Raw genomic sequence first — 18,265 nt, 5'->3', positions numbered from 1 at the left:
AAAGCGTGCGACGAAATCAAGGGCGCGCGGCGCAATCCTTCCATTCCATGCGAACGGCTTCGTCGGTCTCGCCGACATCGGCTCGCTTCGCCAGTGCGGCAAAAGCATCAGGCGCCATTAGTTGCGACAACGCCCAGACCGCCGCGCCGCGCACCAGCGGGCTTGCGTCATCGAGCAGGCGCTCGGCCTCGGGCGCGAGCGAGGCATCGTCGGCGTTGCCGATCGCGATCAGCACGTTGCGGATGAAGCGGTCGCGGCCGATGCGCTTGACCGGCGACTTTGTAAATAGCGCGCGGAACGCGGCGTCGTCGAGCCGGACGAGATCCGCCAGGGACGGCGCACGCAACTCCCCGCGCGCGGCAAGTTTTGCTTCGCGGCCTTCCTGCGCGAACTTGTTCCACGGGCACACCGCAAGGCAGTCGTCGCAGCCGTAGATGCGGTTGCCGATCGCTTTTCGGAATTCGTGCGGGATCGGGCCTTTGTTCTCGATCGTCAGATAGGAAATGCAGCGCCGCGCATCGAGCTTGTAGGGCGCCGGAAACGCCGCGGTCGGGCAGATCTCCTGGCAGGCGTTGCACGAGCCGCAATGATCGCCGTCAGGTTCGTCGCGCGGCAGGTCGGCTGCGCTGTAGATCGCGCCGAGAAACAGCCATGAGCCGAATTCGCGCGAGACAAGATTGGTGTGCTTGCCCTGCCAGCCCAGTCCCGCCGCCTGCGCCAGCGGCTTTTCCATCACGGCGGCGGTGTCGACGAAGACTTTCAACTCTTCGCCGGAAACGGCGGCAAACCATCGCGCCAGCGCCTTCAGGCGCTTCTTGATGACGTCGTGATAGTCGTCGCCCTGGGCGTAGACCGAGATTGCGCCGTGGCTGCGCCTTTCGAGCATCGCCAGCGGATTTTCATCCGGCCCGTAGTTGACGCCGAGCATGATGACCGAGCGGACGCCGGGCCACAACGCGTGCGGATCCATTCGCCGTTCGGGATTGGCCGCGAGCCAGTCCATCTCGCCATGCGCGCCGGCTGCGAGGAATTCGCGGAAGTATTTTGCGGCCTCTGCGATCGCGGCGGGATCGGTGACGCCGATGCAGTCGAAGCCCAGGGCGCGGGCTTCCCGCGCCAGCGCGGCTTTCAGCTCGTCGCCGGAAAGCCTGGCGTTCCCGTTCAGAAGTCGAGGTCCACGTAGGTCCGCGACGCCGGCACCCCCGCCAGCCATTCGCTCAGCAGCGGGCGGAACGACGGGCGGGATTTCACCCGCGCGTACCACGCCTTTGCCGCGTCGTCCTCGCTCCATGGCACATCGCCCAGATAATCGATCGCCGAAAGATGCGCCGCGGCGGCGAGGTCCGCGTAGGTCAGCCGGTCGCCGGCGAGAAAGTTCCGCGTCTGCGCCAGCCAGCCGATATAGGCCAGATGATAGCGCACATTGACCTTGGCCGCGCGGATCACGTCAGTCGCCGGCGCGCCGCCGCCGTTCTCCTCGCTCATGAAGCGCTTGTAGATGCGCTCGGTCACCAGCGGGTTGGAGGCCTCCTCGAAGAACTTGTCGTTGAACCACGCCATCAGCCGGCGCACCTCGATGCGCTCGCCCACCGATGTCGGCAGCAGCCGCCGTTCGTCGGCATCCGCGCCATGAACCTCGTCGAGATATTCGGCGATGATGCCGGCGCCGGGTATCGGCGGCCGGCCTTCGGCCATCATGACCGGCGTGTGACCCGCCGGGTTGAGCGCAAGGAACGCCTCGCGCCGTTCCCAGGCCCGCTCTTCCACCAGACGCAGATCGAGGCCGTGTTCGCCGAGGATCAGGCGAACGAAGCGCGAGTGCGGACAGAACGGATGATGATACAGCGTGTACATGCAGTCCTTGGTAGCTGCGCGGCGCTTAAGGAAGCCTCAACCGGGCCGCTCGGTGCGAATCCGGACGCTATAGCCCAGCAGACGCACGAGGCAACCTGTGTTTTGGCGTTTTTTTGCGATTGCGGGCCGGTTGCGAATAAGCGAGAAGAACCCGGCTTTTGCAGCAAAAATGGACCACATCATGATGTCTGATGCAGTACGGGCGGTGATTCTCGGCATCGTCGAGGGCATCACGGAATTTCTGCCGGTTTCCTCGACCGGCCATATGCTGCTGGTGCAGCGCTTCTTCGGCCTTGGCGAGGGCAATTTCTGGAACAGCTTTGTCGTGCTGATTCAGCTCGGCGCGATTCTTGCGATCGTTGTGCTCTACTTCGCCAAATTGTGGCGGGTCGCGCTCGGCATGTTCTCGAACCCGGACGACCGGCGGTTCGTGATCGGCGTGCTGGTGGCGTTCCTGCCCGCGGTTGTCATCGGCCTGATCGCCGGAAAATACATCAAGGAATTTCTCTTCAATCCGTGGGTGGTGTGCTTCACGCTGATCGTCGGCGGCGCGATCCTGATGTGGGTCGATCAGCTCGATCTCAATCCGCACGAGGACGACGCCACCAAATTTCCGCTGATGATGTATCTGTGGATCGGCATCGCGCAGTGCGTCGCCATGATTCCCGGCGTGTCGCGCTCCGGCGCCAGCATCGTGGCGGCGATGTTGCTGGGCGCGGAAAAGCGCGCGGCGGCGGAGTTTTCGTTCTTCCTGGCGATTCCGACCATGGTCGGCGCCTTCGCTTATGATTTCTACAAGAACCGCGGCGAGATGACGACCGATCACCTCGGCATCATCGCCATCGGATTCGTGGTCTCGTTCATCACGGCGATGATCGTGGTGAGGTCGTTCCTCAACTACGTCACCCGCCACGGGTTCACGTTCTTCGCGTGGTGGCGCGTCATCGTCGGCACGCTCGGCCTGATCGCGCTGGCGCTGGGGAAGTAGGCCCTCCGTCATTGCAATGACGAAGGCTTTTGAAGTCGCCTTGGCTTTCGAACGGCCTACGCGCCGTTGCGCTGGAACTGTCCCGCGGCGCGGAAGCGCCAGAGATATTGCGGGGTGATCGCTTCCATCGAATCCGGTGTGATCCCGAGCCCTTCCAGCGTCAGGCCCGCGGCCTTCGCGGCATCCGACACCACATTGTCGGACTGCAGCAGCACCACCTGGTCCGGCGTCAGCTTCAGCGCGCCCGGCGCGAACTGCAGGAACAAGGCCTGCAGCTTCGCCAGACCGAACGGCAGCGGCACCAGCATGCGGTTGCGTTCGGTGATGGCGAGGATGATTTCGATGATCTCGCGCAGCCTCAGCACTTCCGGCCCGCCGAGCTCGTAAGTAGCGCCCGGCTTGGTTTTGCCGTCGACGGCATCGGCCGCCGCGGTCGCGACGTCGCCGACATAGACCGGCTGCATTCGGGTCGCGCCGCCGCCGATCAGCGGCAGCACCGGCGACATCCGGGCCAGCGCCCCGAATCGGTTGGTGAACTGGTCCTCAGGGCCGAACACCACCGAGGGCCGCAGAATGGTGGCGGAGGGTACCGCCGCCAGCACGGCCTTTTCACCGGCCGCCTTGGAGCGGGCATAGTGCGACAGCGAGTTCTCGTCGGCACCGATAGCGGAGACGTGCACCATGCGGGCGCCGACGGCGGCCGCCGCCGTGGCGACGGTTTCCGCGCCCTTGGCCTGCACCGCGTCGAAGGATTGCGCGCCGCCCTCGGCCAGGATGCCGACCAGGTTGATGGCGACCTGCGAATCGCGCATCGCGGCCTCTACCGAGGCCGGATTGCGGACATTGGCCTGCACGGCGTGAATCTGGCCGACCCGGCCCAGCGGCTGCAGGTGCCCGGCCAGTTCGGGCCGCCGCACGGCGACCCGGATACGATAGTCGCGCTTGGCCAGCGCCCGGACCACGTTTCGCCCCAGAAAGCCCGATCCGCCGAAGACCGTAACGAGCGTTTCCTGGTTCGATACCATGGGGTCCATTCCTGCCGGTCAAATTCGAGTGTTAGCGGGGGCATTTAGCGGATTCGCGATACGCCAAGCCGAGGTGCCTGTACAGCGTATTTGGAATGCATTGAAGCAATTTGACAAGCGCGTAACCGGTCCTTACTAACCCGCCCGGGCCCAGGTGGCGGAATTGGTAGACGCGCTGGCTTCAGGTGCCAGTGGCTTAACGGCCGTGAAGGTTCGAGTCCTTTCCTGGGCACCATTTGCCCATGCCCAAAAATCGTTGCGATCCGGCTTGGCGTGATGCGCCGAGCCGCGCTCGCGCGCGTTTCGGCCGGACGATGTTGGCTTAACCTCAGGGAAATGCGGTGAACTCGCAGCCTCCGGATCGCGGCCGCCTCGCCGGTGGCCGTTCGGGCGGCGATTTCATCTAGCCGCCATCCGTCGCCAGCGCAGCCAGTCCCACACACCGCCGCCGCGCGCGTCGGAATTCGATGCCTGAAGCGACCTCGGGGCTGGTTCCGCAAAACGGGCCAGAGTCTCTAAATTAGCTAAATAGCATAATAAAAACAATATCTTAGATATTGATTTTGGGTTAATGCGGGCGCATATTTCAGGGGCAGGAGCAGGCCCATGACAGAGACCGTCAAGCTGCCACGCAAGCTTTCCGAAGAGCCCAAGCCGCAACCGCCGCTGCGACCGAGCCATGCGGACGTCATCGAAAATCTCGATCGCTGGGCCAACAGCGCAGGCCTCCAGCCGCCGACGCTGGAAGCGCAAAAGTGAATCACCACGGCGGGAGGCGTCCCGGAGAACGATCCGTTTCAGACGACGCGTTGGCCGGCGCGGTGGGCCACGGACTTCTGCACGAAGTACATTCCGACCAGCGAGATGGTCGCCGTCGCGACGACGATGTATCCGAGCCAGTCGAAATGCCGCAGTGAGCCGTCGGCATTTTCCGCGATGATCGCCGCCGCCAGAACCGACCCGAGCCCGCCGGAGAGTTGTTGCAACGACGCGCTGACGGCGCTGAAGGAACCGCGCTGACTGGGGTCGGGGATCGCCGAAATCAGCGCCTGCGACGGGATCATGCGCGAAAAGATGCCGACGAACATCAGGACGTTGACCACAATGGCTGTCGTCAACGAGACCTGACCGAGATGCGTGTAGATCAGCACCATGACGATCGACATGGCGCTGCCGAAGACAAAGGTGGGAAATTTTCCGAAAGCGTCGCTGGCGCGTCCCACCAGCGGTCCCGTAAAAATGCTGAACAGGCCCGAGACCAGATAGATGGTCGGGAGATGCTGGATGTCGATGCCGAGATTGTGCACGGTGTAGGCGCTGCCGAACGGCATCAGCATGTATCCGCCGGTCGCCAGCAACGTCGTCACCAGGAACGCCATCGTGTAGCGCGGTTGCGCAACCGTTGCGATCAGGTGACGAAACGCGGTCTTGTCCTGTTGGAGCAGCAGGTGGGCATTTACCGGCTTCATCATCAACGACACCGCGACCATGCCTGCGATCGACAGCACGATGAGCGCTGCGAACGAAACGTGCCAGTTCCAGTGGTTGGAAAGAAACAGGCCGGCGGGAATTCCGAGCACCTGGCTGGCGGCGAATGCGGTTTGCACGAAGCCCATCACGCGACCGCGTAGCTGCAGCGCAAACAGGTCGGTGACAATCGCGAGCACGACCGAACCGATCACGCCACCGAACAATCCGGTTACGATTCGACCGAGCAACAGCAGGTGGTAGTTCGGCGCGAGCGCGCACAGTGCCGTCCCGAGGGTGAAGCCGACATAGAAGAACAGCAGCAGGCGCTTGCGGTCGAAGCGATCGGCAAATCCCGCGCTGAGGATGCCGGATATCCCCGCGCTGAACGCATAGGCCGAGACCGCCACGCCGAACTGCCCGGCGGTGATGCCGAGCGCAGGCATGATGATGGCGCCGAGCGGCGACATGATCGTGAAATCGAGAATCACGGTGAACTGGACGAACGCCAGCAACGCGACGAGCAACGACTGGTAGCGCGTAAAGCCGCTATCCGGCGCAGGTTGATCGGCAATTTGATCGGTCATGACGTCCATTCACATGGGGCCGGAGGCAGAATCGTCAGGAGGCGCCCGCGGGTTGCGCGTTCAAGCAGTGGAGCGCCGCCGGATCAAGCGATCGATCGGTGGGCCGATACGCCCCGGGATCACATAAAAGTGCTTCTGGCTTAGTTCGATGACTTGGCAAGGACTTGGCGAACGATTTTATCGCGCCTTGGTCTTCGTTCCGCCACCGGTGGGTTTGGCCCTGATGCGCATGCGATCGCCGGACACCTTCTCGATCTCGAACGCGTCGGTTTTTCGCACGAGATCGCTGAGCTTGCTCGAGCCGTAGGTCCGCGCGTCGAAGTCCGAGAACAAATTCGAGATCTGTTCGCCCACCGTGCCGAGCAGAACCCAGCCATCCTCGCTCTCGATTTGCGAAATGGCTTTTTGCAAAATCGGGATTGCGGCGCTTGGCGGCTCCAACGAGTTCGGCTTCGCCGTAGCGTTCGTGCCGCTACTCGCGGCCCGCGGCACCAGGTTCTCGGTGTAGATGAAGCGACGGCAGGCCTGCCGAAAACTCTCCGGCGTCTTCTGCGCGCCAAAACCGTAGACGTCGGCGCCCTGCTCGCGGAGCCGGGAAGCAAGCCGCGTGAAATCGCTGTCGGAAGATACCAGGCAGAAGCCGTCGAACCTTCCGCTGTGCAGAAGATCCATCGCATCGATCACCAGAGCGATATCCGAGGCGTTCTTGCCCTTGGTGTAGGCGAACTGCTGGTACGGATCGATGGCGTATTTCTGCAGGATGTCGGACCAGGATTTGAGCTGAGGGGTTGAAAAGTCGCCATAGATGCGGCGTACGCTGGCCTCGCCGAACTTCGCGACCTCCTCGAACAGCCCGCCGGCGATCTGCGGCGAGGTGTTGTCGGCGTCGATGAGCACGGCAAAACGGGGCAGTCGTTGCTGTTCGGCTTTCACAGGGCACCCCCGGTTGTGGCGACGGCCGGTCGATACTGGCGCGATTCCACCTGCTATGGAAAGAACCAAGAAAATGCCCGGCCAGGGCCCCGCGCCCCTCGTTTGTTGGCGATTTCGACGTTAGTTTAGGTCCGCATCGATTCGACGAGGTTCCGAACGTAATGACCATCCGCCTGCATCGTGGCGATCTGCCCGATCTGTCCCGCTACACGACTTCAGTAGCGATCGATACCGAGACCATGGGGCTCAATCCGCATCGCGACCGGCTCTGCGTGGTGCAGATGTCGAACGGCGACGGCAGCGCCGACGTGATCCAGATTCCGCAGGGGCACACCGACGCGCCCAACCTGAAGGCGCTGCTCGCCAATCCGAAGATCACCAAGATCTTCCACTTCGCGCGGTTCGATCTCGCCGCGCTCTACAATGCCTTCGGCGTGATGCCGCAGCCGGTCTACTGCACCAAGATCGCCTCGCGGTTGACCCGCACCTATACCGACCGCCACGGCCTGAAAGACCTGGTGCGCGAGGTGCTCAATATCGACCTGTCGAAGCAGCAGCAGTCGAGCGACTGGGGTTCGCCGAATCTCAGCGAGGCGCAGCTCGCTTATGCCGCTTCCGACGTGCTGCATCTGCATGCCTTGCGCGAACGGCTCGACACCATGCTGGTGCGCGAGGGCCGTACCGAACTGGCCCAGGCCTGCTTCGACTTTCTGCCGTTCCGGGCCAAGCTCGATCTCGGCGGTTGGGAGGCCGAGGACATTTTCGCGCATTCATAATCAGGGTTTTTTTGTTTTGACGCGTTTTCTTGACGCGAACCGGCGTCCACTTCGCTCGAAAACGCTATGGAGCCCGCGTTAACCCGCTTTCGCCCTGTTTCGGTCACACTGGTGCGACCACGTCCGGGCTGCGTTTTGAGGCAATCCCGGATACAATGACGGGCAATCTCGCGCTCTGGAGCGGCGGTGAACTCGGTACAGAACCCAGCCTATGTTGCCGGCATGGAGGCGCGCTTTGCCGCGGCCGCCCGCCACAGCCGCATGGTGCACGTGCTGCGGATCGCGGTTCCTGCCGCCGTGATTGTCGCGATGGCCGGCATCGTCGCCGTGTCCGTCTTCAATCCGTTTCGCATGCTGCTGCCCAAGGTGCCGGTCGACATGGGGAATCTGGTGGTATCGGGCACCAAGATCACGATGGAGACGCCGCATCTCGCCGGCTTCTCGACCGACCAGCGGCCCTACGAGATGTGGGCCAAGGCCGCCACCCAGGACCTGACCGATCCTGACCATGTCGAGCTCAGTCAGTTGCGCGCCAAGGTGGCGATGGAAGACAAGAGCACCGTGATGCTGGATGCCCGTACCGGCTATTACGACAGCAAGTCGCAGATGCTGGACCTTCGAAAGGATATCTTCCTGCAATCCTCCACGGGCTATGAAGCCAAACTCTCCCAGGCCTATGTCGACATCAACAAGGGCGCGGTGTCGTCGGACGAACATGTCGACGTCAAACTGCTGAATGGCACGCTGACCGCCGATCGGCTCAGGATCATCAACAGCGGCGAGGTGGTTCGCTTCGAAGGCAATGTCGTGATGAACCTGGTCATGGAACAGCCGACCGCTCCCTCTCCCGAGCCTGAGCCTCCGGCGCCGAAGCAGCGGTCCACACCCGCCAAGTCCGGCAACACGAAGTGATCTCGATGACGCAATTCTTTTTCTCGCGCCGTCTTGCAACCATGGCGTTCGCGCTCGCGATCGGCGCCTGTAACGGCGTCCATGCCCAAGGCGCCGTGTCCGGCGTGCCGAATGCGATGCAGGGATTTTCGCAAAACCGCGACCAGCCGATCCAGATCGAGGCAGCGTCGCTGGAGATGCGCGACAAGAAAAAGGAAGCGACCTTCTCCGGCAATGTGAAGGTGGTGCAGGGCGACACCACCATGACGGCAAAGTCGCTGGTGGTATTTTACGATTCCGGCCCGGCGGCGACGCCGGCGCCCGCGAAGGGCGCGAAGACGGCGCCGATGCAAGCCGCGTCCCCGGGACCCGGCGGCAGTTCGTCGATACGCAAGCTGGAAGCCAAGGGCAGTGTTGTCGTTACCCAGAAAGACCAGGTCGTGACCGGAGAGAGTGCGATCTTCGATACCCGCGCCAACCTCATCACCATGGCGGGCGGGGTGGTACTGACCCAGTGCAAGAACGTGCTGCGTGGCGACCGCCTGCTGGTCGACATGACCACTGGGGTGTCGCGGGTGGAATCCGACAGCGGCAGGGTGCAGGGCTTGTTCGACCAGTCTGCGGGAAAGGACTGCGGATCCGGCACGGGTGGCGCGAAGCCGGGTATCCCCTCGCTGATTCCCGGAAAAAAATGATATATATCAATGGCTTAAATAATATTTAAGCCTCCTGTGGTTGAAGCGGCGGGTGGGAGCCTGTATCTACGGGCTGGCACGGCGGGGTGTTTGGGGACATCCATTCATGGTTCGCGGGCGATTCGATTCGCTGGCGCACGCATCGCGGATCATCGCGAAAGGCTCAGCGAAGCGGGATGGTGGATTTACTTGGCATGTTCCGTCGACGACCCGCGAAACGCGGGCCGGCAGGATTTGCGCGTTCCCGGGATGACATTACCGCTCTCGGCGATTCCTTCGGTGACATGCTGACCAGTCCGGTGCGCGATGCGCCGCCGATGGCGCGCACCGCGCCGGTTCCGGCGCTGGAACTGCCACCGCAGCCGGCCGCCGAGCCGTCGCGCGAGGAAGGACCGCGCGCCCGCGCCCCGGCGCCTACCAGCCAGGTTCCCAATACCCAGACCCCAAGAAGGGCCCAGGCGCCCAGAGCCCAGGCCCCCAAGACCAACGGCGCCGCCGCCCCGCGTTTCATCAAGCGGCCGGGCTATCTGGCTGTGCATAGCGTGGAAAAGAGTTTCGGCACCCGCCAGGTCGTGCGCGGCGTCAGCATCTATGTCCGGCGCGGCGAAGCGGTCGGTCTGCTCGGCCCGAACGGCGCCGGCAAGACCACGGTGTTCTACATGATCACCGGGCTGATCAAGGCGGATCGCGGCGCGATCGAACTCGACGGCCACGACGTCACCAAGCTGCCGATGTACCAGCGCGCGCGGCTCGGCATCGGCTATCTGCCGCAGGAAGCCTCGATCTTTCGCGGCCTCACCGTCGAGCAGAATATTCGCGCGGTGCTCGAAGTCGTCGAGCCCAACAAGAAGAAGCGCGAAGCCGAGCTCAATTCGCTGCTCGAGGAATTCAACATCACGCGCTTGCGCAAATCGCCGTCGATTGCGCTGTCCGGCGGTGAACGCCGCCGCGTCGAAATCGCGCGCGCGCTGGCGACGCGTCCGAACTACATGCTGCTCGACGAACCCTTTGCCGGCATCGATCCGATCGCGGTCGGCGATATTCAGGACCTGGTCCGCCACCTCACCAACCGCGGCATCGGCGTTCTCATCACCGATCACAATGTGCGCGAAACGCTCGGCCTGACCGATCGCGCCTATATCGTCTATGCGGGAGAGATCTTGACCGAGGGCAGCCCGGAGGAGATCGTCAACGATCCGGATGTACGCCGCCTTTACCTTGGCGAGGAATTCCGCCTCTAGCCCTTTTTTAGTCGGCGTCAAGCCGTGTACAAGGAGTCTGGACTAGGATAAGCAAGAATCGGACCAACTTTCACTGGATCGGTTCTCGCCTCCATGGCTCTGACGCAGAGATTAGAATTCCGCCAGTCGCAGTCGCTGGTTATGACGCCGCAGCTGATGCAGGCGATCAAGCTGCTGCAGCTGTCGAATCTCGACCTCTCGGCCTTTGTCGAGGAGGAACTGGAGCGCAATCCGCTGCTGGAGCGCGCCAGCGACGGCCCCGAAGCCCCGGTCGCGGGCGAGCCGGCGCCCGAGCGCGCCGAATTCTCCGATTCCGGCGAATCTTCCAACTATGGCGATGATTCCGGCGGCGAGGCTTCGGACATGGCCGGCGGCTCCTTCGAGCCCGGCCAGGAAGAATGGCTGAACCGCGATCTCGGCACCCGCACCGAAATCGAGCAGACCCTCGATACCCCGCTCGACAACGTCTTCACCGAGGAGCCCGCCGAAGCGGCCGCGCGCGTGGCGCAGGATGCCGCGCCCACCGCCTACACCGAATGGGGCGGCGGCGCTTCCAGCGACGAAGACTACAATCTGGAAGCTTTTGTCGCCGCCGAAGTGACGCTCGGCGGCCATCTCGCCGAGCAGCTCGCGGTGGCGTTTGCCTCGCCTGCCGAACGGATGATCGGGCAGTACCTGATCGATCTGGTCGACGATGCCGGCTACGTGCCGGCCGATCTGGGGCAGGCCGCCGAACGGCTCGGCGCCTCGCAGCAGAATGTCGACGCGGTGCTCGCAGTGCTGCAGAAATTCGATCCGCCCGGCGTGTGCGCGCGTAATTTGAGCGAATGCCTCGCGATCCAGCTCCGCGAACTCAACCGCTACGACCCCGCCATGCAGGCGCTGGTCGAGCATCTCGATCTTCTCGCCAAGCGTGACATCGCCGCACTGCGCAAACTGTGCGGCGTCGACGACGAGGACATCACCGACATGATCGGCGAGATCCGCCGGCTCGATCCCAAGCCCGGCCTGAAATTCGGCTCGGCGCGGACGCAAACCATGGTTCCTGACGTGTATGTGCGGCCTGGTCCGGATGGCGGCTGGCATGTCGAACTCAACAGCGACACGTTGCCGCGCGTGTTGGTCAATCAGGTCTATTACACCGAGCTGTCGAAGACGATCCGCAAGGACGGCGACAAATCCTATTTCACAGACTGCTTGCAGAATGCGACCTGGCTGGTCCGCGCGCTCGACCAACGCGCCCGCACCATCCTGAAGGTCGCCAGCGAAATCGTGCGCCAGCAGGACGGCTTCTTCACCCATGGTGTCGCCCATCTGCGGCCGCTCAACCTCAAGGCGGTGGCGGACGCGATCCAGATGCACGAATCGACGGTTTCGCGGGTGACCGCCAACAAATACATGGCGACCAACCGCGGTAGCTTTGAACTGAAGTATTTCTTCACCGCCTCGATCGCATCCGCCGACGGCGGCGAGGCCCATTCGGCGGAGGCCGTCCGCCACCACATCAAGCGGCTGATCGACGCGGAAGCTCCGGCCGCGATCCTCTCCGACGACACCATCGTGGAACGATTGCGCGAGACCGGCATTGATATTGCCCGCCGCACCGTTGCGAAATACCGCGAAGCGATGCGTATCCCCTCCTCGGTGCAGCGCCGCCGTGACAAACAGAGCATGCTCGGTAATGCACTTTCCGCCCCTGCTACCTCTTCCGACCGGTCCCGCGATACGGCGCCCGCCTGATTGCGTTCGCCCTAAATCGGGATAGTGTCGGTTGCCCGACACAGGTTTGGTCCGGGCATCAAGCGCGAGGCATCCAATGACCCTTCGAATCTCCGGGAAAAGCATCAGCGTCGGCGAAGCGCTTCGTTCGCGCGTGAACGAGCGCACCGATGAGGTCCTGCGAAAATATTTCGACGGCAACTATTCCGGCCACATCACGCTCAGCAAAGACGGCTTCGGCTTCCGCACCGACTGTTCGCTGCACCTCGATTCCGGGATTACGCTGGAAGCCGATTCGAACGCCACCGACGCCTATGCCAGCGCCGACCAGGCGCTTCTGATGATCGAGAAGCGCCTGCGCCGCTACAAGAGCCGGCTGAAGGACCGCTCGGCCCGCAAGACCTACGCAGCCTCCGCGGCGCTCGCCGAGATCGGCGCGCCGACGCTGGACGCGCCGAGCTATGTGATCGAGGCGCCAACCGAAGATGACGAGGTCACGGCGTATAGCCCGGTCATCATCGCGGAGGCGACCACGTCGCTGAAACGGCTTTCGGTCAGCGAGGCGGTCATGGAACTCGATTTGACGGGTGCCGCCTGCATCGTGTTCCAGCACGGTTCCAGCGGCCGGGTGAACATCATTTACCGGCGCACCGACGGCAATGTCGGCTGGGTCGACCCGCCGGCGGTTACCCCCTGACATATATGCCGGACAGCATTGACGCCCCCTGCCGCCCTACCTATGGTCCGCCGCCGTTAAGCACAGGGCCCAAGAACGGGCGCTTCGGGAGTTGGCACCGGTCATGCGTTGGAGTAGAAGCGCCCAAATCGGGACCCGGGCCTAAGCCCGCCTCCCGTCTCACCTTCTTGACGCCACGGTTCTAAAACCTATCTCGCAACCTGACGGTTCAATTCACCTCGGAACGCCCCATGACGATTACCGATCTGGTCGCACCCGAGGCGATTCTCCCCGCTTTGAAGGTCATCAGCAAGAAGCAGGCGCTGCAGGAACTGGCGGCGCGGGCGGCCTTGCTGACCGGGCAGAACGAGCGCTCGGTGTTCGAAGTCTTGTTGCAGCGCGAGAAGCTGGGCACCACCGCCGTCGGCTATGGCGTCGCCATTCCGCACGGCAAGCTGCCCAAGCTTGAAAAGCTGTTCGGGCTGTTCGCCCGGCTCGAGCGCCCGATCGATTTCGAATCCATGGACGGCCAGCCGGTCGACCTGATCTTCCTGCTGCTGGCGCCGGAAGGCGCGGGCGCCGATCACCTGAAGGCGCTGGCCCGGATCGCGCGGCTGTTGCGCGACCAGGACGTCGCCAAGAAACTGCGCGCCTCGCGCGATGCCCAGGCGATCTATTCGGTGCTGGCGCTGCCGCCGGCAAGCGCGGCGTAACGCTTCGCGTTCGGCGCGATTACCATCAAAGAGAAGCAAGCCGCCGACGCTGCCGCGAATTTCCTCGCAGCCGGCCGGTCGCGGTCATTAGAGCCTTATCGGTTCTGATTGAATCAGAACCGGGCTCAACTCTCTTGCTTTGACGCGTTTTCTTTACGCGAGCCGGCGACCACTTCGCTTGAAAACGCTCTAGCAGATCGTCGGCAGCAGGCGCCTGACCTCGTCGAGCAGGTCGGGGACCGCTGTGTCGTCGCCTGCGAGGTGCTTGAGCAACGCGCTCTGAAACAGGCCGTCGAGCAGTGCATAGAGCGCGGCCGGGGACGACGCCGGCTGTTTGCCGCCGAGCTCGGCATAGCGGGAGGCGATGCGCCAGATCATCGCTTCCAGGCTCTTGTCGATCTCGAGCACGTCCTTGCGAAACGCGGCCTCGAACATCGCCTGAGAACGCAGGTCGTACCAAAGCCGGTGCATGCGGGCTTCGTTCTGTAGCGTCGCCGCAAGCTTGGCAAGGAAGCCCTCGGTCAATTCGTCGCGGCTCTTTGCAGTCGTGACCACTTCGTCATATCGGGTCACGCATTTGGCCTTGTAGTGGCGGACGCAGCAGCAGATCAGGTCGAGCTTGTCGCTGAAATAGTAGTGAAAGACGCCGTGCGTGAACGCGGAATTCTGCGCGATCTCGCGCAGGCTGGTGCGTGCGAAGCCAAGCTCTCCGAGTGTTTCCAGCGCAGCCTCGGCAAGCTCGATCCGCCGCGCGTTGAATTTCTCGTCGCGCAGTGCCTCGGCCGCCACCGCGACCCGTTGGGCCGCCCCCGTCACCTGCCGCGCCATCGCATCCCTTTCCTCAGCCCCGATCTTTCAACGGCTTATACCGCGCCGACGGCTGATAGCTGCATCCCCTCACAACCACTTCCTTGGACAACTGTCAAATTGGTTCTTGACAAGTGTCAAGATTCTGGCGGAGGTTCGGGAAAATAATTTGGACAGTCGTCAAGATGTCCGATCAGGGAGGAACGTTTCGCTGGGTGCGGCCCAAGGTCGGCACCCCTGGCCATGGCCGCGACCGCGCAAAGCCGTGCAGTGCCGGCATGCGTCGCCGATCAGCCGCAGCACCAATCAATCACCAGCAACGGAGGAGTACGTCATGAGTGGGAAGAGCCTTGCAGGCAGGAAAGCCCTGGTCACCGGTGGCGCCCGAGGGATTGGCGCTGCGATTGCACAGGCGCTGGCACGGGCCGGCGCCTCGATCATGATCGCCGACATCCTGGACGACGCCGGCAAGGCCAGCGCTGCGGCCATCGCCAAGGAAGGTGTCGCGACAGGATTCGTCCAACTCGACGTCAGCGATGACGCGCAATGGGAGAGGGCCGTGGCCGCGACGGTCTCCACGCTCGGCGGCTACGACATCCTCATCAACAACGCCGGCATCGAGATCACCTCTCTGGTCAGCGAAGTCAGGGCCGAGGACGTGCGGCGGATGTGCGACGTCAACATCGTCGGCACCGTGCTCGGCATGAAGCACGCATTCCGCGCGATGCGGCCCGGCGGCGCTGCGGGCAAGGGCGGCGCGGTCGTCAACATCGCCTCCGTCGCGGCAACGATCGCCTTCCCGAGCATCGCGGTCTATTCGGGCACCAAATCCGCGGTCGACCGCATGACGCGGGTCGCGGCGATGGAAGCCGGCAAGCTCGGCTTCGGCGTGCGCGTCAACTGCATCTATCCGGGCCTGATACCGACCGACATGGGCATGCAGCTCGCCAATGACATCGTCAAGGTCGGGCTCGCACCTGACGTCAACGCAGCGGTGGGTTCGGTGGTGGAGCAAACCCCGCTCGGCCGCCTGGCTGAGGTCAGCGACATCGGCGATGCCGCGGTGTTCCTGTGCTCGAACGATGCACGCTTCATCACCGGCATTGGACTGCCGGTCGACGGCGGCATGGGCATGTAACAACGAGCCAACAGAATTCATTTCGGAGGATACGACATGAGTGAGAAGAAGCCCGTCGTCGTCTACGGCGTGTCCGGCTATACCGGCCGTCTGGTCTGCGAGTATCTGCGCGAGTACAACATCCCCTTCATTGCGGCAGGCCGCGATGCCGCCAAGGTGAAGGCGGTGGTGGAGAAGATTCCAGGCATCGAGACCGCCGACTACGAAGTCGTGGGCGTGGAGCATACGGTCGAGGCGCTGACAAAACTGTTCAAGGGCGCCAGGGTCGTCAGCAACATGGTCGGCCCGTTCATCAAGCATGGATCGGAGGTCGTGGAGGCCGCGCTGCAGGCTGGATGCCACTACACCGACACGACGGGCGAACAGGACTGGGTCCTGCATGCGCAGGAGCGCTGGGGCGCCAAGTTCGCCGAGAAAGGCCTGCTGCTGTCGCCGAACCTCGCGCAGATGTACACTACCGGCGAAATCGCCGCCAACATTTGCCTGGAAACGCCGGGCCTCGACACCCTCGACATCCTGGTGTTCTGGAAGGGCTTTCCGACCTACGCCTCGACGCAGACGATTTTCACCATCCTCAAGGCGAACTGGTACTACCTCGAGCAGAACAAGTTCGTCGAATGGGACGTCACCGCGCGCGCCGACGTCGTTGTGCCCGGCCAGCACGAGACCGCGATCGCGGTGCCGTGGGGCGGCACCGCGCATCCAGTCTGGTTCAAGAACGATCCGCGCGTGAGCAACTGCCGGGTGCTCGGCGGCGTTCTCTCCCGCCCGGTGATGGAAGGCGTGGTGCAGACCACGCAGATGGTGAAGGAGAAGATCAAGCCGTTGCCGCCGGCGGAGCAGGAAAAGGCGCTCGCCGACATCGCCGCCACCTTGCAGGCCTCGATGCCGCCGCGCGAGAATCCGCGCGTCAACACCTCGATCGACTCGGTCTACGCGTCCGGGCCGCTCGGTCATGCGCACTGCGTGATCCACGGCAACTGCAACTACAAGCAGACCGGCATGCTGCAGGCCTATGCGGCGTTCGCGCTGCTGCAACAGCCGCCGAAGCGGACCGGCTTTGCCTCAGGATGCCAGGCGTTCGGATATCGCGAACTGCTCGGTCAGTTGCGCAGCTTCGGGCTGGTCAGCAAGCCGATCGTGACCGTCCACGACTGAGTAGGTAAATCAGGTGGCGCGATGATCGCGCCACCCACCTCTTGCCGCGGGATCGACCATGCGCTTCATCGATTACCTCGACAAAGGCGCCTCGCTCGGCGCCGATGCGCCGTGCCTGACCATGGACGGACGCGACCTCAGCTATCGCGAGGTGCAGCGGCTGAGCTACCGGGTTGCACGCGGGCTCGCGCGATCGGAGATCGCGGCAGGAGAGAAGGTCGCGATCCTCTCCGGCAACGACCCGCTCGCCTTCGCCTGCGTGTTCGGCATTTCGCGCGCCGGCGCGGTCTGGTGCCCGATCAATCCGCGCAACGAGGCGGCCGAGAACAAGTTCATCCTCGACCAGTTCGACTGCAGTCTGCTGCTGTTCCATTCGAGCTTCGCTGCGATGGTCGAGGCGGTGCGCGCCGAATTGCCGAAGCTGCGTGTGCTCGTCTGCCTCGATGCCGAACTGCCGTTCGCGCCATCCTTCGAAAGCTGGCTGTCGGGCGTCGCCGACGACCCCTACCAGCGCGAGACGGTCGACGACCTCGCGATGATCCCGGGCACCGGCGGCACGACCGGCAAGCCCAAAGGCGTCATGCTGTCCGGCCGCAACATCGAGGCGATGACCGCGCTGACGCTGATGGGCTATCCGTTCAGGGGCCGCCCGGTCTACCTCGCGCTGGCGCCGCTGACGCACGCGGCCGGCGTGCTCTGTTTCCCGATCATGACGCTCGGCGGCCGCGTCGTGATCATGCACCACCCTGATATCGGCGAATTCCTCGATCTGATCGAGCGCTATCGCGTCACCCACACGTTCCTGCCGCCGACCGTGATCTACCTGCTGCTCGATCATCCGAAGCTCGATGATGCGAAGCTCTCGTCGCTGCAATGCTTCTGGTACGGCGCGGCGCCGATATCGGCCGCGCGGCTGGCGGAGGCGTTGCGGCGGATAGGGCCGATGGCGCAATTGTTCGGCCAGACCGAAGCGCCGATGATGATCTCGATGATGGCGCCGGAAGAGCACTACAATGCCGACGGCACGATCGCGATGGCGCGGCTCGCTTCGGCCGGGCGGATCAGTCCGCTGGTTCAGGCCGGCATCATGGATGCCGACGGCAATCTGCTGCCGAGCGGCGGGCGCGGCGAAATCGTGGTCCGCGGCTCGCTGGTGATGGAGGGCTACTACAAGAATCCCGAGGCCACGGCCGAAGCCTCGGCACATGGCTGGCACCACACCGGCGACGTCGGCTACATCGATGGCGACGGCTATTTGTACATCGTCGACCGCGCCAAGGACATGATCATCACCGGCGGCTTCAACGTCTATTCGATCGAAGTCGAGAACGCGCTGCGGGCCCACGAGTCGGTGCAGGATTGCGCCGTGATCGGCCTGCCCGACGACAAATGGGGCGAACGGATCGTCGCGGTGGTGCAGCCGCGTGCCGGCCACAGCGTCGATGCGACGGCGTTGGCCGCCTTCGTCAAGCAACGGGTCGGCAGCATCAAGACGCCGAAGCAGATCGAGGTCTGGGACGATCTTCCGCGCTCCAGGGTCGGCAAGGTCCTGAAGCCCGACATCCGCGCGCGGCTGGCGGAGCGCTCAGGCAACTAG

Annotated in this window: 18 protein-coding genes and 1 tRNA gene; 13 read left to right on the top strand and 6 right to left on the bottom strand. The window is 63.6% G+C overall.

The features are described from left to right. Window positions 1–16: 16 nt before the first annotated feature. On the bottom strand, window positions 17–1,213 hold the full coding sequence (gene queG / locus FFI89_RS00625; RefSeq protein ID WP_138831959.1) for a tRNA epoxyqueuosine(34) reductase QueG: 1,197 nt from the start codon (window positions 1,211–1,213) through the stop codon (window positions 17–19). Further along, window positions 1,162–1,854 carry a glutathione S-transferase family protein gene (locus FFI89_RS00620; protein ID WP_138831957.1) on the bottom strand — a complete coding sequence of 231 codons (693 nt, stop codon included), beginning with the start codon at window positions 1,852–1,854 and terminating at the stop codon, window positions 1,162–1,164. Before FFI89_RS00620 ends, queG begins: the two co-directional genes overlap by 52 nt. A 181-nt stretch (window positions 1,855–2,035) precedes the next feature. On the opposite strand from FFI89_RS00620, the gene FFI89_RS00615 reads away from it, so the two are divergent. Then, window positions 2,036–2,842 carry an undecaprenyl-diphosphate phosphatase gene (locus tag FFI89_RS00615; RefSeq protein ID WP_168212736.1) on the top strand — a complete coding sequence of 269 codons (807 nt, stop codon included), beginning with the start codon at window positions 2,036–2,038 and terminating at the stop codon, window positions 2,840–2,842. A gap of 56 nt (window positions 2,843–2,898) precedes the next feature. On the opposite strand, the gene FFI89_RS00610 is transcribed toward FFI89_RS00615, so the two are convergent. Continuing rightward, the gene (locus FFI89_RS00610; RefSeq protein WP_138831955.1) at window positions 2,899–3,867 is read right to left on the bottom strand and encodes a complex I NDUFA9 subunit family protein; all 969 of its coding nucleotides are present in this window, start codon (window positions 3,865–3,867) and stop codon (window positions 2,899–2,901) included. A gap of 148 nt (window positions 3,868–4,015) precedes the next feature. On the opposite strand from FFI89_RS00610, the gene FFI89_RS00605 reads away from it, so the two are divergent. Together FFI89_RS00605 and FFI89_RS34185 are read left to right on the top strand one after the other, a co-directional pair. After that, a tRNA-Leu gene (locus FFI89_RS00605) sits at window positions 4,016–4,102 on the top strand. 371 nt (window positions 4,103–4,473) lie between these two features. Continuing rightward, the gene (locus FFI89_RS34185; RefSeq protein ID WP_168212735.1) at window positions 4,474–4,626 is read left to right on the top strand and encodes a hypothetical protein; all 153 of its coding nucleotides are present in this window, start codon (window positions 4,474–4,476) and stop codon (window positions 4,624–4,626) included. Window positions 4,627–4,664: 38 nt separating this feature from the next. On the opposite strand, the gene FFI89_RS00600 is transcribed toward FFI89_RS34185, so the two are convergent. Both FFI89_RS00600 and FFI89_RS00595 read right to left on the bottom strand, forming a co-directional pair. Then, window positions 4,665–5,921 carry an MFS transporter gene (locus tag FFI89_RS00600; protein WP_138831954.1) on the bottom strand — a complete coding sequence of 419 codons (1,257 nt, stop codon included), beginning with the start codon at window positions 5,919–5,921 and terminating at the stop codon, window positions 4,665–4,667. A 177-nt stretch (window positions 5,922–6,098) separates the two neighbouring features. After that, a complete protein-coding gene (locus FFI89_RS00595; RefSeq protein WP_138831952.1) occupies window positions 6,099–6,854 on the bottom strand; it encodes an NYN domain-containing protein in 756 nt (251 codons plus the stop codon). Between the two features lie 161 nt (window positions 6,855–7,015). On the opposite strand from FFI89_RS00595, the gene FFI89_RS00590 reads away from it, so the two are divergent. The 7 genes from FFI89_RS00590 to ptsN all read left to right on the top strand — a co-directional run bounded on the left by FFI89_RS00590 (window position 7,016) and on the right by ptsN (window position 13,565). Further along, window positions 7,016–7,630 carry a ribonuclease D gene (locus tag FFI89_RS00590; protein WP_138831950.1) on the top strand — a complete coding sequence of 205 codons (615 nt, stop codon included), beginning with the start codon at window positions 7,016–7,018 and terminating at the stop codon, window positions 7,628–7,630. A gap of 186 nt (window positions 7,631–7,816) precedes the next feature. Continuing rightward, window positions 7,817–8,542, top strand: coding sequence for an LPS export ABC transporter periplasmic protein LptC (gene lptC, locus FFI89_RS00585; RefSeq protein WP_138831948.1), 726 nt, complete (start codon window positions 7,817–7,819; stop codon window positions 8,540–8,542). Window positions 8,543–8,547: 5 nt separating this feature from the next. Beyond that, window positions 8,548–9,216 carry an LptA/OstA family protein gene (locus FFI89_RS00580; RefSeq protein WP_138831946.1) on the top strand — a complete coding sequence of 223 codons (669 nt, stop codon included), beginning with the start codon at window positions 8,548–8,550 and terminating at the stop codon, window positions 9,214–9,216. Between the two features lie 176 nt (window positions 9,217–9,392). Beyond that, on the top strand, window positions 9,393–10,457 hold the full coding sequence (gene lptB, locus FFI89_RS00575) for an LPS export ABC transporter ATP-binding protein (protein ID WP_138831944.1): 1,065 nt from the start codon (window positions 9,393–9,395) through the stop codon (window positions 10,455–10,457). A 93-nt stretch (window positions 10,458–10,550) separates the two neighbouring features. After that, complete coding sequence (gene rpoN, locus FFI89_RS00570) at window positions 10,551–12,197, top strand: RNA polymerase factor sigma-54 (protein ID WP_138831942.1); 1,647 nt, start codon at window positions 10,551–10,553, stop codon at window positions 12,195–12,197. 76 nt (window positions 12,198–12,273) lie between these two features. Further along, window positions 12,274–12,873: a ribosome hibernation-promoting factor, HPF/YfiA family gene (gene hpf, locus FFI89_RS00565; RefSeq protein ID WP_138831940.1), complete on the top strand. Its 600-nt coding sequence runs from the start codon at window positions 12,274–12,276 to the stop codon at window positions 12,871–12,873. A 230-nt stretch (window positions 12,874–13,103) separates the two neighbouring features. Continuing rightward, a complete protein-coding gene (ptsN, locus tag FFI89_RS00560) occupies window positions 13,104–13,565 on the top strand; it encodes a PTS IIA-like nitrogen regulatory protein PtsN (protein ID WP_138831938.1) in 462 nt (153 codons plus the stop codon). A 189-nt stretch (window positions 13,566–13,754) separates the two neighbouring features. On the opposite strand, the gene FFI89_RS00555 is transcribed toward ptsN, so the two are convergent. Continuing rightward, window positions 13,755–14,393 carry a TetR/AcrR family transcriptional regulator gene (locus tag FFI89_RS00555; RefSeq protein WP_138831936.1) on the bottom strand — a complete coding sequence of 213 codons (639 nt, stop codon included), beginning with the start codon at window positions 14,391–14,393 and terminating at the stop codon, window positions 13,755–13,757. A gap of 313 nt (window positions 14,394–14,706) precedes the next feature. Here FFI89_RS00555 and FFI89_RS00550 point away from each other — a divergent pair, with 313 nt between their 5' ends. From FFI89_RS00550 to FFI89_RS00540, 3 genes are read left to right on the top strand one after another with little or no spacing between them, the layout of a single operon-like run. Further along, on the top strand, window positions 14,707–15,510 hold the full coding sequence (locus tag FFI89_RS00550; RefSeq protein ID WP_138831934.1) for an SDR family NAD(P)-dependent oxidoreductase: 804 nt from the start codon (window positions 14,707–14,709) through the stop codon (window positions 15,508–15,510). A gap of 36 nt (window positions 15,511–15,546) precedes the next feature. Then, window positions 15,547–16,668, top strand: coding sequence for a DUF5938 domain-containing protein (locus FFI89_RS00545; RefSeq protein WP_138831932.1), 1,122 nt, complete (start codon window positions 15,547–15,549; stop codon window positions 16,666–16,668). Window positions 16,669–16,726: 58 nt separating this feature from the next. Beyond that, window positions 16,727–18,265 (top strand): long-chain fatty acid--CoA ligase, encoded by a 1,539-nt coding sequence (locus tag FFI89_RS00540; protein ID WP_138831930.1) that lies wholly within the window; start codon window positions 16,727–16,729, stop codon window positions 18,263–18,265.

Source organism: Bradyrhizobium sp. KBS0727 (assembly GCF_005937885.2).
Classification (GTDB): domain Bacteria; phylum Pseudomonadota; class Alphaproteobacteria; order Rhizobiales; family Xanthobacteraceae; genus Bradyrhizobium.
This window is presented reverse-complemented; position numbering and strand designations above follow the sequence as displayed.

Coding starts and splice junctions, on each gene's coding strand:
- queG (WP_138831959.1), bottom strand. CDS start 1,213: ATGGCTGGCGGGGGTGCCGGCGTCGCGGACCTACGTGGACCTCGACTT.
- FFI89_RS00620 (WP_138831957.1), bottom strand. CDS start 1,854: ATGTACACGCTGTATCATCATCCGTTCTGTCCGCACTCGCGCTTCGTT.
- FFI89_RS00615 (WP_168212736.1), top strand. CDS start 2,036: ATGATGTCTGATGCAGTACGGGCGGTGATTCTCGGCATCGTCGAGGGC.
- FFI89_RS00610 (WP_138831955.1), bottom strand. CDS start 3,867: ATGGTATCGAACCAGGAAACGCTCGTTACGGTCTTCGGCGGATCGGGC.
- FFI89_RS34185 (WP_168212735.1), top strand. CDS start 4,474: ATGACAGAGACCGTCAAGCTGCCACGCAAGCTTTCCGAAGAGCCCAAG.
- FFI89_RS00600 (WP_138831954.1), bottom strand. CDS start 5,921: ATGACCGATCAAATTGCCGATCAACCTGCGCCGGATAGCGGCTTTACG.
- FFI89_RS00590 (WP_138831950.1), top strand. CDS start 7,016: ATGACCATCCGCCTGCATCGTGGCGATCTGCCCGATCTGTCCCGCTAC.
- FFI89_RS00580 (WP_138831946.1), top strand. CDS start 8,548: ATGACGCAATTCTTTTTCTCGCGCCGTCTTGCAACCATGGCGTTCGCG.
- lptB (WP_138831944.1), top strand. CDS start 9,393: ATGGTGGATTTACTTGGCATGTTCCGTCGACGACCCGCGAAACGCGGG.
- rpoN (WP_138831942.1), top strand. CDS start 10,551: ATGGCTCTGACGCAGAGATTAGAATTCCGCCAGTCGCAGTCGCTGGTT.
- hpf (WP_138831940.1), top strand. CDS start 12,274: ATGACCCTTCGAATCTCCGGGAAAAGCATCAGCGTCGGCGAAGCGCTT.
- ptsN (WP_138831938.1), top strand. CDS start 13,104: ATGACGATTACCGATCTGGTCGCACCCGAGGCGATTCTCCCCGCTTTG.
- FFI89_RS00555 (WP_138831936.1), bottom strand. CDS start 14,393: ATGGCGCGGCAGGTGACGGGGGCGGCCCAACGGGTCGCGGTGGCGGCC.
- FFI89_RS00550 (WP_138831934.1), top strand. CDS start 14,707: ATGAGTGGGAAGAGCCTTGCAGGCAGGAAAGCCCTGGTCACCGGTGGC.
- FFI89_RS00545 (WP_138831932.1), top strand. CDS start 15,547: ATGAGTGAGAAGAAGCCCGTCGTCGTCTACGGCGTGTCCGGCTATACC.
- FFI89_RS00540 (WP_138831930.1), top strand. CDS start 16,727: ATGCGCTTCATCGATTACCTCGACAAAGGCGCCTCGCTCGGCGCCGAT.